This window comes from Mesorhizobium huakuii (genome assembly GCF_014189455.1).
Lineage (GTDB): Bacteria > Pseudomonadota > Alphaproteobacteria > Rhizobiales > Rhizobiaceae > Mesorhizobium > Mesorhizobium huakuii_A.
Map to the genome: position 1 here is coordinate 5,776,531 of NZ_CP050296.1, position 12,501 is coordinate 5,789,031.

Here is a 12,501-nt window from a genome sequence, read left to right on the forward strand (position 1 = left end):
TTTGCGGTTTCGATTCTCCGGCCGATGCGCTAATCCGGGCGGAAGTCATTCCCGGGGCCGCCGCGCCATGAACATGCAGCCAGACATAGAGACGCTCGAACCGGTCGCCGAAGGCGCTCCCATCCGCTGTTCGCCGACGTGCCGTCATCGGTCGAGTTCAACAAATTGCGCAAGCGGCTGCTGCGGCTGACCCGCCAGGCCATCGAGGATTTCTCGATGGTGGAGCCCGGTCAGCGCTGGCTGGTCGCGCTGTCGGGCGGCAAGGATTCCTACGGCCTGCTTGCCACGCTGCTCGACCTCAAATGGCGCGGCCTGCTGCCGGTCGAACTCCTGGCCTGCAACCTCGACCAGGGCCAGCCGAATTTTCCCAAGCACATCCTGCCCGACTATCTTAATGCCAACGGCATTGCGCACCGCATCGAGTACCAGGACACCTATTCGGTGGTCACCGACAAGCTGCCGCAGGGCAGCACCTATTGTTCGCTCTGCTCGCGGCTGCGGCGTGCCCATCTCTACCGCATCGCGCGCGAAGAGGGGTGTTCGGCGCTGGTGCTCGGCCATCACCGCGAGGACATTCTCGAAACCTTCTTCATGAACCTGTTCCATGGCGGCCGTCTCGCCGCCATGCCGCCAAAGCTGCTCAATGACGAGGGCGATGTCATGGTGCTGCGGCCGCTGAGCTACTGCGCTGAAATCGACCTCGAGAAATTCGCCGCCGCGATGCGGTTCCCGATCATCCCTTGCGACCTCTGCGGCAGTCAGGAAGGTCTCCAGCGCAACGCCATGAAGGCGATGCTGGAAGACATCGAAAAGCGCATGCCCGGCCGCAAGGACACGATGATCCGCGCGCTGTCCAACACCAGGCCGTCGCATCTGCTCGACCGGAAACTGTTCGACTTCGCCGCCCTGAACCAGACCCTCATCACAGGACAAGACGCATCCGATGACATTTGACGACAACGCGATCGACTGGCTGGCCAGCCTGCTGGCCGAGGCCGCCGACACCGAAATCATGCCCCGCTTTCGCCGGCTGGGCGATGGCGACGTCAGACAGAAGACCTCCGCCGCCGATCTGGTGACGGAAGCCGATGTCAACGCCGAACGGCTGATCACCGCCAGGCTGCGCCAGCGCTATCCCTCGGCCATGGTTGTCGGCGAGGAAGCCTGTTCCGACAATCCGGCGCTGCTCGATGGCCTGGGTGATGCCGATCTGGCCTTCGTCATCGACCCTGTGGACGGCACCTTCAACTTCGCCTCCGGTGTGCCGCTGTTCGGCGTCATGCTTGGCGTCGTGGTCAAGGGTGAGACGGTCGCCGGCATCATCCATGATCCGGTCGGCAAGGACTGGCTGATCGGCGCCAAGGGTGCCGGCAGCCATATCCGCCATGCGCATGGCAGTTTGGAGACGGTGCGGGTTGCGGCAAGCGCGCCGATCTCCGGGATGACCGGGGCGGTCTCCTGGCAATACATGGCCGAGCCCGACCGCACGCGGCTGGCCTGCAACCAGACCAAGACGCTATCGCAATTCAACTACCGCTGCGCCGCCCACGAATACCGCTTGCTGGCGAGTGGCCATGGCCATTTCGTCGTCTACAACAAGCTGATGCCGTGGGATCATCTCGCCGGCGTGCTGATCCATGCCGAAGCCGGTGGCCATGCCGCGCGCTTCGACGGCAGCGCCTATCTGCCCTCGCATGTCGGCGGCGGTCTGCTGGTCGCGCCCGACCGGGAGAGCTGGCAGGAGTTGCGCCGCGAACTGTGGGCTGCGTAGGATCAAGTCCTGCGGCCAGCGCTTGACCGTCAGGTTTGCGCGACCAAAGAGTTGGTGCTTTCGTGGGGCTCTCGAATGAAATCTCGGTTCGCAATGTTTGCGGCGGCTCTCGTCTTGTTTGCAAACGCCAACGCGGCAATCGCGCAAGAGCGCCCCTGCCACAGCACCGATCCCGTCGACACCCTCAAGGAGATGTCGGACGCTATCTATGCCTGTTGGAAGCCGCCAGCAGGAACCGCGGGCATGTCGTTGACGCTGCAGTTCTCGCTTCGCCGCAACGGCACGCTGATCGGCAAGCCCCGCGCCACCTATTCCGATCTGGGAACCGATCCGCAACTCAGCCGGGCCTTCGTGGCATCCATCCTCAAGGCGCTCGACGAGGCTCTGCCATTGCCCTTTTCGGACAGTATGGGCGGAGCAATCGCGGGGCGCATGCTTGCGCCTCGCTTCACGGCGGCGATTCAAGGCGCATCCTGACGCACGTCGTCTAGAGCAATTCCAGGAAAAGTGTGAAGCGGTTTTCCGTCCGGAATTGCGTTAAAACAAGGCTCTAATGCAGGTCGGTGACGTGCCCTGAAACGGGTGGGTTGTGCGGCTGGAACATCTTTCCGCGCTCGGCGATGAGGATCATCAGCAGCGCCGCGACCGAGACGCTGCAGAAGCCGGCGGCAAGCGGTGTCACCGTGCCGTTGAAGGCCTGGCCGATCAGCGTGCCGAGAATGCCGCCGAGAAACGTCTGCATGAACCCCAGGATGGACGACGCCGTGCCGGCCAGCTGGCCGAGCGGCTCCATCGCCAATGCGTTGAAATTGGCGCCAAGCGCGCCGAAGGGAAGCATAGCGCTGGCAAAGAAGGTGACGAACAGCCAGAGCGGCATCTTGATTTCAAGCGAAACGACCAGCCAGGCCAGGCTGATGACCAGAAACAACAGCAGCGCGCTCTGCGACAGGCGGCGCATGCCGATGCGGCCGACGAGGCGTGAGTTCAGAAAATTGGAGAAGGCGAGCACGCCGGCGACCCCGGCGAAGATCACCGGGAACATCTCGCCGACATTGAAGATGTCGATATAGATCTGCTGCGCCGAGGCGATGAAACCGAACATTGCGGCGAAGACAAAGGTGCTGGCAAAGGCGTAGCAGAGCGCGATGCGGTTGGTGAGGACGATGCGGAATCCACCGACGACGGAGGAGGCCGTCAGGGACCTGCGATATTCGGGACGCAGCGTTTCAGGCAGGCGCAGCAGCGACCACGCCGAGACGATCAGCGCGCCGACGGCCATGGTGACGAAGATATAGTGCCAGGTCGCGAACAGCATAATGAACTGGCCGATGCCGGGCGCAATGACCGGTATCGCCATGAACACCATGAAGATCAGCGACATGACTTCGGCCATGCGCCGGCCTTCGAATGTATCGCGCACGATCGAGACCGCGATGACGCGCGTGGCGGCGGCGCCAATGCCTTGCACGGCGCGGCATATCAGCAGCGTTTCAAAGCTTGGCGCAATGGCTGCGGCGGCCGCCGCTGCCACGTAGATGATCAGTCCGGCGACAAGCGGCGAGCGGCGGCCGAACCGGTCCGAGATCGGCCCGAAGAACAGCTGGCCGCCACCAAAACCCAGAATATAGGCGGTGACCACATATTGCCGGTGGTTTTCATTCTCGACGCCAAGCGAGGCGCCGATCTGCTGCAACGCCGGCAGCATGATGTCGATCGCCAGTGAATTCAGCGCCATCAGCGCCGCGCACAGCGCAATGAACTCCCAGCGCGGAATGGGCAGTTTGCTTGCCGATTGCGACGCTGTCGATTGCTGGTCCACGGCAAGTCCGATCTCTCAAACGAAAATGCGCCGGCGGGCCGGCGCATTGGCTCGTCTTGGTCCCGATATCGGGACGTAATAAATTGCCGAGGTGGGGCTGCCCCGGTGTTCAGTGCAGTCGCTACGACCTACCCGAAACCGAATCAGGCAGTGGCTTTGACGCTCACGCCCTTTTCGACCAGGAACGTCTGCAACTCACCGGCCTGGAACATCTCGCGGATAATGTCGCAGCCGCCGACGAACTCGCCCTTGACGTAGAGCTGAGGGATCGTCGGCCAGTTGGAATAGTCCTTGATGCCCTGGCGCAGCTCTGCAGAGTCCAGGACATTCACGCCTTTGTAGTCGGCGCCGATATAGTCGAGGATCTGGACGACCTGGCCGGAAAAACCGCACTGCGGGAAACCGGGCGTGCCCTTCATGAAGAGCACGACGTCGTTGCCCTTCACTTCATTGTCGATGTAGTCGTTGATACCGCTCATGGAATATCCTTTCACGCCTGTGGGAGTCAGGCTCGAAGCATGTCCTTCAAATAAACCCATAGGTTGCCCGAAACAAGACATTAGCCGCGCCATCGCGGAAATGGCGCAAAGGATGGGCCGTATTGGGCCAAGCGGGTTGGTGGGAACTGCCTCAGTCGGGAACGCTGGTCTGCAGCGCCAGTGCGTGCAACACCCCGCCCATGTTGCCCTTCAGCGCGTCATAGACCATCTGGTGCTGCTGGACTCGGCTTTTTCCCCGAAAGCTCTCGGCCACGACTTCGGCCGCATAGTGATCGCCGTCGCCGGCGAGGTCGCGGATTGTCACCTTAGCGTCCGGAATGCCGTCCTTGATCAGTTTTTCGATGTCGTGGGCGTCCATTGCCATTGCAGAATTCCTGTTTCGGGCGGACGGAAACGTTGCCGTCCGTGCGATGAGAGTCGGGACAAACCTAAAGCCTTTCCGGCCGCGATTGAAGCCGTTCCGTCCGGCACCAGCGCGATTTGTCCGCCTAGGAGGCATTCCCGTCCGGATGGACCGCATCGACCGTGGGGTCGTCTTCGCGCATCGAGAAGGCGCGGCCAAGGCTGAAGACCAGCACATAGAGCGGGATGTTGACCGCCAGATTGGCGATAGGCAGGTAGCTGGTCATTTGCCAGGCTGGCGAGAAGAACGGCCGGCCGTAGCCGTCGCAGACAAGCGAAGAGCCATATTCCCACAGGGCTCCCAGGACGGCCGCGACGGCGAAAAGCTTGATGCAGGTCACGACCCGGCTTGCCCGCGCGGGCTCCGGCAAAAGCCGGCTCCAAAGCACGAGGCAGACGATCGGAACCGCATAGATAAGGTTCTGCAGGACCAACATGGGCAGCGTGCCATTGGCTGAAGCCAGGAACTGCTCGCGCCTTTCCAGCAGCGGGCAAACCTCGCTCGAGGTCGTCGACAGCAGGAAAAAGACGAACGGCCCGAGGAACCAGAAGAAGAACAGCGACGGCCAGAAAACGACTGCAAGCAGCGCCCGGGCAGCCAGTGTGCTCAACTGGCCTGGTCCATGAAGCGGGGGAACCAGCCTTCGTGGGCAGCCTTCAGGTCGCTGACCGGGATCGCCCTGGCATCGCCGAGCTTCAGCGCGTCGCCGCCGGTCGAGCCGATCCACGGCGCGAAGATGCCGAGTTCGCCCTGCTGCTTGCGGATGGCGTCCCATTCCTCGCCGTGCGGGTCGATCGACAGCGTCAGGAGATAGCGGCCCTGATCCTCGCCGAACCAGACCGGGATCGGATCGGTGCCGACAAGGCCGGGGACGGTCGCGCCGATGCCCGACGCCATCGCCATTTCGGCCAACGCCACAGCGATGCCGCCATCGGAAACGTCATGCGCTGATGTGACGATGCCGGAGGCGATCAGCGAGCGCACATGGTCGCCGACGCGCTTCTCATGCGCGAGGTCGACCGGCGGCGGCGGACCGTCCGTGCGGCTATGGATGTCCCTGAAATAGACGGACTGGCCAAGATGCGTGCCCCAGGAGGCGGGTGCGCCGACCAGCAGGATCATCTGGCCTTGCGCGGCAAAGCCGGTGCGCACCATCTTCGACCAATCGGCGATGAGGCCGACACCGCCAATGGTCGGTGTCGGCAGGATGCCCTGGCCGTTGGTCTCGTTGTAGAGCGAGACATTGCCCGACACGATCGGGAAGCCGAGCGCGCGGCAGGCATCGCCGATGCCTTTCACCGCGCCGACCAGTTGGCCCATGATCTCGGGCCGTTCCGGATTGCCGAAATTGAGGTTGTCGGTGGCGGCCAGCGGCAAGGCCCCGGTGGCGGTGAGGTTGCGCCAGCATTCGGCCACGGCCTGTTTTCCGCCCTCATAGGGATCGGCCTCGCAATAGCGCGGCGTCACGTCAGAGGAGAAGGCGAGCGCCTTGGTCGGATGGCCTTCCACCCGCACCACGCCGGCATCGCCGCCGGGGAGCTGCAGCGAATTGCCCTGGATTAGCGTGTCGTACTGCTCCCAGACCCAGCGGCGCGACGACAGGTCCGGGCCCCCGAGCAGTTTTAGCAGCGCATCGGCAACATCGGCCTGTGGAATGTCATTGGCGGCGAGCGGCGCCGGCTTCTTCGGCTCGACCCAGGGGCGGTCATATTCCGGCGCCTTGTCGCCGAGATCCTTGATCGGCAGATCGGCGACCTGGTCGCCCTGGTGCAGCACGCGGAAGCGCAGGTCGTCGGTGGTCTTGCCGACAATGGCGAAGTCGAGGCCCCATTTGTGGAAGATCGCCTCGGCTTCCTTTTCCTTCTCGGGGCGCAGCACCATCAGCATGCGCTCCTGGCTTTCCGACAGCATCATCTCATAGGCGCTCATGCGCTCTTCGCGCACCGGCACCTTGTCGAGATCGAGCTCGATGCCGAGGTCGCCCTTGGCGCCCATCTCGACCGCCGAGCAGGTGAGTCCGGCCGCACCCATGTCCTGGATGGCGATGACGGCGCCCGACGCCATCAGCTCAAGACAGGCCTCGAGCAGGCATTTTTCGGTGAAGGGGTCGCCGACCTGCACGGTCGGGCGTTTCTCGTCGATCTTGTCGTCGAATTCGGCCGACGCCATGGTGGCGCCGCCGACGCCGTCGCGACCGGTCTTGGCGCCGAGATAGACGACCGGCAGGCCGACGCCCTTGGCCTCCGACAGGAAGATGGCATTGGTCTTGGCGAGGCCCGCAGCAAAGGCGTTGACCAGGATGTTGCCGTTATAGCGGGCGTCGAAATTGACCTCGCCGCCAACCGTCGGCACGCCGAAGGAATTGCCGTAGCCGCCGACGCCGGAAACCACGCCGGCGACGAGATGCCTGGTCTTGGGGTGGTCGGGCGCACCGAAGCGCAGCGCGTTCATTGCCGCGATTGGCCGCGCGCCCATTGTGAAGACGTCGCGCAAAATGCCGCCGACGCCGGTCGCCGCACCTTGGTAGGGTTCGATGAAAGAGGGGTGGTTGTGGCTTTCCATCTTGAAGACGACGCAGTCGCCGTCACCGATGTCGACCACGCCGGCATTCTCGCCCGGCCCCTGGATGACCTGTGGCCCGGTGGTGGGCAGCGTGCGCAACCACTTCTTCGAGGATTTGTAGGAACAGTGCTCGTTCCACATCGCCGAGAAGATGCCAAGCTCGGTAAAGCTCGGCTCGCGTCCGACGAGATCGAGGATGCGCTGATATTCGTCGGGCTTCAGCCCGTGCGCGGCGATGAGTTCTGGGGTGATCGGCACGGAATTGGAAATGGTCATGGGCGGCGATTTATGTCCATGGGAGCGGGGATTTTGAGTCCCCTCATATCGCAAGCTTTGCGGCCGATACACCCGTTGATCGCGGAAAAATACAGAAAGCAACAAGGTGATGACCGGGATGGCCTTCACGGTGTGAATGCAAAGCCGAATGGAACGCCACGATGTGCCGGCCGTTGGGTCTGAGACCATTCAGGAGATCCAGACCATGGCTACCAAGCAAGGCAAGAAAGACAATCGCCTCTCGGACAAGGAGGCCATGCATATTGCAGAGACCACCGACGTTTCGCCCGGACAGGCCAAGGAACTGGCCGAAAAGCACGGCAAGGACAAGGCCATGAAGGAAGCGGCCAACTTCAAGGCCGAGGGCTGACCCGCGTTCGGTTCGCTCAGGAGAAGCTGTCGTAGCCGGCGCGGCCCTCATCGAGAAGCCGCCGGATGACCGCAACGCCGTTGGCGACATCGCCGCGCTGCCTCGGCTGCGAAACGCCGAAGCGGACCCCATGAAAGACCTGTTCGGAGCGGCCTGCCTTGAACTCGTCCTCGTCGTCGATCAGCACGCCGTGTTCGAGGCAGGCATTCTTGAAGGTGCCGGAAAGCCAGGGGTCGGGCAAAGTCAGCCAGACAAAGGGCACCTTGTCGTGTGACTTGAACGCGAAGCCGGCCAAGGTCTCGCGCACGATCGCGATGCGGGCGCTGATTTCGGCGATGCTGCGCTTGCGGATATCGCTGGCCTGACCGGAGAGCACCAGCCGGGAATTCACCTCCGCCAGCAGGAAGGGCATGCCGCCGGTCATCATCTTGTGGGCGACACGGATACGGTGGCGATAGGCAGGCGGGCAGGAGAGCCAGCCGCCGCGCATCCCGGCCGCGACCGATTTCGACAGGCCGCCAGCAACGATGGTTCTCTCTGGGGCATATTCGGCGAGCAACGGTGTCGGGTCATCGGTCAGGTGGCCATAGAGATCGTCCTCGATCAGGACGACATTATATTCGCGCGCGACGCGGGCAATTGCCTCGCGGCGTGCTGCCGACAGCGTCACCAGCGTCGGATTTTTGGCCGTCGGCATCAGGAAGATCATTTTGGGATGCTTTTGCGCGCAGACGCGCTCGAAATCAGCCGGATTGAGGCCTTCGTCGTCCGACGCCACCAGCGCGGTGCGCCGGCCGATCAGCCCGGCACTGCGGGAGATCTGCGAATAGGTGAGGTGCTCGAAGGCGACATAATCGCCGGGCGTTGTGAGTGCCGCGATCGCCGCCATCACCGCGGCATGGGTGCCGAGCGTCGGAACAATGCTGTCGGCGGCAGGGCGGAAGGCGTTGCGCGCCAGCCAGCGCGCGCCGGCATCGTACCAGCGGCCTGGAAAATCGCGCGTATAGCTTGAGATTTCATGGGGATGATCCTGCGCGGCGCGCGATAGCACATCGGCGACATCAGTGCCCTGGCCGACATCGGGGGCGGCCGTGCTGTCGAAGCGCAGCTTGTCCTGAGGCGCATCGACGTAACGCGTGCCTTCCACGCCGACGTCGGGTGCCTCCGGTTTCACGCCCTCGGCGCGCTGGCCAAGAACATAGGTTCCACGCCCCACTTCGCCGCTCACCAGCCCGCGTTCGCGCAGCAATTGATAGGCCCGGCCGACCGTGCCGACGGTGGTGCCAATGTCATAGGCGAGGTCGCGCTGCGGCGGCAGTTTTGTTCCGGCACCGATCACGCCCTGGTCGATGCCCGCTTCGACCGAGTCCGCAAGACGTTGATAGAGCGGCCCGGCGCCGGTGGTCAGATCTGGAAGCCAATTTGTCATGGTGACAATTTTCTATATTGCACCGAAATGTGAGTCAATACATATCAATCGCGCATCAAAAAGGGTGCAATTGAGACATTTGGCAGAAAGAAAATGGATACAATCGCGACAATCCGCAATTCAAGCTCCGCGTTCCCAAGCAAGGCGCTACGCCCGTCCGGCCAGCGAGGCTTTGTCGGCCGTCTGGTGCGCGTGGTCCGGTCGCTGGCACGATGGATCGACCATTTGCTGGAGCGCCGGCGTGGCCGGCTGGCATTGCTGGAGATGACCGACGATCAGCTCAAGGACATCGGCATCTCCCGCTGCGATGCCCATCGTGAGGGCATCAGGCGTTTCTGGGATTAGAGGCCAATTCTAACGGACCCATGTCTTAACGGACCCGTTTGGCCCCGCGATGGCCGATGCCGCGATCGATAAAAACGGCGACGACGCAGATCACCAGGAACAGCGCGGTGACGGCCAATGCCGCAATGGCGACACTGGCTACGCCGTTCTTGGCGACATCCAGGAAGGGGTAGGGCACCTCGCCGGCAAACGGCGCTCGCGCCAGAGCATAGGCCAGATAGGCGATGGGATAGAGCACCCACCAGGAGATGTCGCTCCACCGCGTTCTGCCATCGGCGCCTGCTATCAGCCACCACAGCACGAACAGCACCGGCGTGACGTAGTGCAGCAGCACATCGCAGAGCAGGAACAGTCCTTGCGGCTGCCAGAGCCGTGCCAGAACCGTGGCATAGACGATGAAGACCAGGGTGATCGAAACCGCAACCCCCGCACGCATCCGTGACCCGGCGAAGGCCGGCAGCCAGGCATAGCCGGTGGATGAGAGCAGCGATGTGTGCACCAGCACGGCACCGATGTTGGTCAGGATGGTGAAGAAACTGAACAAGAAGACGATCGAGCCGAGCAGGCTGCGCCCGGCTTCCATCGACGCTGGAATACTGATGCAGAACTGCAGGATGAGACCAGCCAGACCGATGGCCAGCCCCACCTTCTGCAGGAAACGGCCCATGGTCAGGCGGTCGCGGCGCAGGCCGGATTGCCGGCTTGCCAGCGGGCAATGTCGGAGCCGATGCGCGCGCCGAGCGGGTCGTTCATCAGCGGGCCGAAGGCGTCGACGCGGCTCGAATTGCCTTGCGCCTGCACGACCAGCAACGGTTTGCCGCCATAATGCTTGGCTGGCACCAAAAGGAAACGTGGCGTGCCGCTGAACGAGTTCAGCTCATTGGCCATCTGATATTGCTTGAAGGCTGGGTCCTTGCTGGCGATCCAGCATTGGTGTGCGGCGATCGCCACCTGTTCCATGGCCAGCAGCGCCGCAGTCTTGCCCGAGGGCACAGGCGTGCTCTTCGGGGTAGATTGGCACGAGGCCAGGGCAAAGCCTGCCGCGGCGACGAGAACGATCGTCTTGCTCCTGATCAAGCGGCACCCATCTCGAGTTCGGACAGAAAGATCTTCAGGCCGTCGGTCATCTCGCCCCAGACCCGCGACAAGGCCGGATGCTGCGAGGCGATCTGCTCATAGGCATCGAATTTGGGATAGGCGTTGAGCAGGTCGTGGCGGCCTGTCATGGCGCGGAAATTGTTGAAGATGAACCGGGTCGGCGTCAGCCAGGCGTCGGCGAAGCTGATGTCGTTGCCGAGCGCGAAGGGGCCTTGCGCCATACGCGCCTCGATCGCCGCCAGCCCGTGATGCAGGCGGGCGAATTGGGCGTCGATCTCGGCATTGTTGCGCTTCGGCACGAAATGCAGCTCGAAAAGCTTCATCGTCGGGGTGAGAACATCGAGATCGGTGATGCGGGCGAACATGCGCACCAGGGCGCGATCCTTGGAATCGGGCGGCAGCAGCGCCGGTTCCGGAAACCGCTCCTCGAGGTATTCGGCGATGACAACCGATTCGACGATGGTTTCGCCCGAGCCGGTGATCAGCACCGGAATCCGGTTCATCGGCGAGATGGCGCGAAACTCTTCGGGGATCGGAAAACCCGGCGGCGGCGCGATGATCTTGAGCGGCACGTCCTTGATATAGGCCAGCGCCCGCACGATCGACGAGTAGGGCGACAACGGCCGCGAATAGAGTTTCATGACCGTCTCTCTCCCCAGAGCAATGGACGTGATGTCCTTGTAAACTTTACCGCATTTGCGGCTGAAATCGTCAAGCGGCGATGCCGAGCGCGCCTTCGAAAAGGGCACGGCCGTCGCTGCCGCCATGGGCGGCTTCGATCAGGTTTTCAGGATGCGGCATCAGGCCAAGCACATTGCCTTGTTCGTTGATGATGCCGGCAATGTCGTTGATCGAGCCATTGGGGTTGGTACCCTCGGCATAGCGGAACACCACCTGGCCTTCACCTTCGAGGCGGGCAAGTGTTTCGGCGTCGGCGAAGTAGTTGCCGTCGTGGTGCGCCACCGGCGAGCGGATGATCTGGCCCTGCCCATAGCGGCGGGTGAACATGGTGTTGGCGTTGGTGATTTCGAGCTTGATCTGCCGGCAGACGAACTTCAGCGAAGTGTTGCGCATGAGCGCCCCCGGCAGCAGGCCGGCCTCGACCAGGATCTGAAAACCGTTGCAGACACCGATGACGGTGACGCCCTTGGCGGCCTTTTCGGCGACCGCCCGCATCACCGGCATGCGCGCCGCGATCGCGCCGCAGCGCAGATAGTCGCCGAAAGAGAAGCCGCCTGGGATGGCGATCAGGTCGACATCCGGGATTTCTGTGTCGGTCTGCCAGACGGTGACCGGCGGTTTTCCCGAAATCTTGGTCAGCGCGGCGATCATGTCGCGGTCGCGGTTGAGGCCAGGCAGAAGGACGACAGCGGATTTCATTTTGGTTCGTAAGGCCTCTGGGCTTCGGCTAGTTCGCGCAGGTCGAGACGGCGTTCGATATGTTCGAGCCGATCATCCTGGCGAGCCAGCACACCATAGATGTTCTTCACGTCATTTTCAGTGGCTATCAGATGACCGCAGATGGAGCCTAGCTCGGATTTTACCTCTCCAAGCGTCAAATCCATCCTGTCCAGCCGAGATTGGATGGACTTGAGGACTTCGAATATCAAGCTTCCATCGATCTCAGCCATCAGCCCCTCCGGTACAACCTCAGGTTATGGCTACACTATAATTCTCAATCACCGTGTTCGCCAGCAGCTTGTCGCACATGGCTTTCAGGTCGGCCTCGGCCTTGGCCTTGTCGCTTTCCGCCAGTTCGACGTCGAACACCTTGCCTTGCCGCACCGCGCCGACGCCATCAAAACCCAGGCCGGACAAAGCGTGTTCGATCGCTTTGCCTTGCGGGTCGAGAACGCCGTTCTTGAGGGTGACGGTAATGCGGGCCTTAATCACGCTGGACATGCTCCTGTTCCAAATATTCGGTTGCA

The 12,501-nt window shown here is 62.6% G+C and carries 16 protein-coding genes and 1 pseudogene; 5 read left to right on the forward strand and 12 right to left on the reverse strand.

The annotated features are described in order from the left end of the window. The first annotated feature begins 67 nt into the window (after positions 1-67). The 3 genes and pseudogenes from ttcA to HB778_RS41755 all read left to right on the forward strand — a co-directional run bounded on the left by ttcA (position 68) and on the right by HB778_RS41755 (position 2,248). A pseudogene (ttcA, locus tag HB778_RS27970) lies at positions 68-954 on the forward strand (tRNA 2-thiocytidine(32) synthetase TtcA). Then, entirely contained in the window at positions 944-1,771 is an 828-nt protein-coding gene (locus tag HB778_RS27975; protein WP_183458625.1) for an inositol monophosphatase family protein, read from the forward strand. The pseudogene ttcA and the gene HB778_RS27975 overlap by 11 nt, the downstream one beginning before the upstream one ends. A 243-nt stretch (positions 1,772-2,014) precedes the next feature. Beyond that, entirely contained in the window at positions 2,015-2,248 is a 234-nt protein-coding gene (locus tag HB778_RS41755; protein WP_244661654.1) for a hypothetical protein, read from the forward strand. Between the two features lie 73 nt (positions 2,249-2,321). Here HB778_RS41755 and HB778_RS27985 read toward each other — a convergent pair whose 3' ends face one another. The 5 genes from HB778_RS27985 to purL form a co-directional block, all read right to left on the reverse strand. Next, a complete protein-coding gene (locus HB778_RS27985) occupies positions 2,322-3,590 on the reverse strand; it encodes a multidrug effflux MFS transporter (RefSeq protein ID WP_432421211.1) in 1,269 nt (422 codons plus the stop codon). A 143-nt stretch (positions 3,591-3,733) separates the two neighbouring features. Continuing rightward, complete coding sequence (gene grxD, locus HB778_RS27990) at positions 3,734-4,069, reverse strand: Grx4 family monothiol glutaredoxin (protein ID WP_095201472.1); 336 nt, start codon at positions 4,067-4,069, stop codon at positions 3,734-3,736. A 151-nt stretch (positions 4,070-4,220) separates the two neighbouring features. Continuing rightward, positions 4,221-4,454: a BolA/IbaG family iron-sulfur metabolism protein gene (locus tag HB778_RS27995; RefSeq protein WP_010909092.1), complete on the reverse strand. Its 234-nt coding sequence runs from the start codon at positions 4,452-4,454 to the stop codon at positions 4,221-4,223. A gap of 124 nt (positions 4,455-4,578) precedes the next feature. Next, positions 4,579-5,103, reverse strand: a complete 525-nt coding sequence (locus HB778_RS28000; protein ID WP_183458629.1) for a hypothetical protein — start codon at positions 5,101-5,103, stop codon at positions 4,579-4,581. Beyond that, entirely contained in the window at positions 5,100-7,331 is a 2,232-nt protein-coding gene (gene purL, locus HB778_RS28005; protein ID WP_183458631.1) for a phosphoribosylformylglycinamidine synthase subunit PurL, read from the reverse strand. Before purL ends, HB778_RS28000 begins: the two co-directional genes overlap by 4 nt. 205 nt (positions 7,332-7,536) lie before the next feature. Here purL and HB778_RS28010 point away from each other — a divergent pair, with 205 nt between their 5' ends. Then, the gene (locus tag HB778_RS28010) at positions 7,537-7,701 is read left to right on the forward strand and encodes a hypothetical protein (protein WP_183458633.1); all 165 of its coding nucleotides are present in this window, start codon (positions 7,537-7,539) and stop codon (positions 7,699-7,701) included. A gap of 16 nt (positions 7,702-7,717) precedes the next feature. Here HB778_RS28010 and HB778_RS28015 read toward each other — a convergent pair whose 3' ends face one another. Next, complete coding sequence (locus tag HB778_RS28015; protein WP_183458635.1) at positions 7,718-9,130, reverse strand: PLP-dependent aminotransferase family protein; 1,413 nt, start codon at positions 9,128-9,130, stop codon at positions 7,718-7,720. Positions 9,131-9,223: 93 nt separating this feature from the next. Here HB778_RS28015 and HB778_RS28020 point away from each other — a divergent pair, with 93 nt between their 5' ends. Beyond that, complete coding sequence (locus HB778_RS28020) at positions 9,224-9,475, forward strand: DUF1127 domain-containing protein (protein WP_183458637.1); 252 nt, start codon at positions 9,224-9,226, stop codon at positions 9,473-9,475. Between the two features lie 25 nt (positions 9,476-9,500). On the opposite strand, the gene HB778_RS28025 is transcribed toward HB778_RS28020, so the two are convergent. The 6 genes from HB778_RS28025 to purS all read right to left on the reverse strand — a co-directional run bounded on the left by HB778_RS28025 (position 9,501) and on the right by purS (position 12,466). Then, positions 9,501-10,142 carry a Pr6Pr family membrane protein gene (locus tag HB778_RS28025; RefSeq protein ID WP_183458639.1) on the reverse strand — a complete coding sequence of 214 codons (642 nt, stop codon included), beginning with the start codon at positions 10,140-10,142 and terminating at the stop codon, positions 9,501-9,503. Positions 10,143-10,144: 2 nt separating this feature from the next. Further along, a complete protein-coding gene (locus HB778_RS28030; RefSeq protein ID WP_183458641.1) occupies positions 10,145-10,552 on the reverse strand; it encodes a hypothetical protein in 408 nt (135 codons plus the stop codon). Next, positions 10,549-11,214, reverse strand: a complete 666-nt coding sequence (locus HB778_RS28035; RefSeq protein ID WP_183458643.1) for a glutathione S-transferase family protein — start codon at positions 11,212-11,214, stop codon at positions 10,549-10,551. Before HB778_RS28035 ends, HB778_RS28030 begins: the two co-directional genes overlap by 4 nt. A gap of 70 nt (positions 11,215-11,284) precedes the next feature. Then, on the reverse strand, positions 11,285-11,953 hold the full coding sequence (gene purQ, locus HB778_RS28040) for a phosphoribosylformylglycinamidine synthase subunit PurQ (RefSeq protein ID WP_183458645.1): 669 nt from the start codon (positions 11,951-11,953) through the stop codon (positions 11,285-11,287). Next, positions 11,950-12,204, reverse strand: coding sequence for a hypothetical protein (locus HB778_RS28045; RefSeq protein WP_183458647.1), 255 nt, complete (start codon positions 12,202-12,204; stop codon positions 11,950-11,952). Before HB778_RS28045 ends, purQ begins: the two co-directional genes overlap by 4 nt. 19 nt (positions 12,205-12,223) lie before the next feature. Beyond that, positions 12,224-12,466, reverse strand: coding sequence for a phosphoribosylformylglycinamidine synthase subunit PurS (purS, locus tag HB778_RS28050; protein ID WP_095788262.1), 243 nt, complete (start codon positions 12,464-12,466; stop codon positions 12,224-12,226). Between the last annotated feature and the right edge of the window lie 35 nt (positions 12,467-12,501).

Bases quoted from the DNA above. Each gene is read 5' to 3' on its own strand.
- HB778_RS27975 (WP_183458625.1), top strand. From the start codon at position 944: ATGACATTTGACGACAACGCGATCGACTGGCTGGCCAGCCTGCTGGCC.
- HB778_RS41755 (WP_244661654.1), top strand. From the start codon at position 2,015: ATGTCGTTGACGCTGCAGTTCTCGCTTCGCCGCAACGGCACGCTGATC.
- grxD (WP_095201472.1), bottom strand. From the start codon at position 4,069: ATGAGCGGTATCAACGACTACATCGACAATGAAGTGAAGGGCAACGAC.
- HB778_RS27995 (WP_010909092.1), bottom strand. From the start codon at position 4,454: ATGGCAATGGACGCCCACGACATCGAAAAACTGATCAAGGACGGCATT.
- purL (WP_183458631.1), bottom strand. From the start codon at position 7,331: ATGACCATTTCCAATTCCGTGCCGATCACCCCAGAACTCATCGCCGCG.
- HB778_RS28010 (WP_183458633.1), top strand. From the start codon at position 7,537: ATGGCTACCAAGCAAGGCAAGAAAGACAATCGCCTCTCGGACAAGGAG.
- HB778_RS28015 (WP_183458635.1), bottom strand. From the start codon at position 9,130: ATGACAAATTGGCTTCCAGATCTGACCACCGGCGCCGGGCCGCTCTAT.
- HB778_RS28020 (WP_183458637.1), top strand. From the start codon at position 9,224: ATGGATACAATCGCGACAATCCGCAATTCAAGCTCCGCGTTCCCAAGC.
- HB778_RS28025 (WP_183458639.1), bottom strand. From the start codon at position 10,142: ATGGGCCGTTTCCTGCAGAAGGTGGGGCTGGCCATCGGTCTGGCTGGT.
- HB778_RS28035 (WP_183458643.1), bottom strand. From the start codon at position 11,214: ATGAAACTCTATTCGCGGCCGTTGTCGCCCTACTCGTCGATCGTGCGG.
- purQ (WP_183458645.1), bottom strand. From the start codon at position 11,953: ATGAAATCCGCTGTCGTCCTTCTGCCTGGCCTCAACCGCGACCGCGAC.
- HB778_RS28045 (WP_183458647.1), bottom strand. From the start codon at position 12,204: ATGGCTGAGATCGATGGAAGCTTGATATTCGAAGTCCTCAAGTCCATC.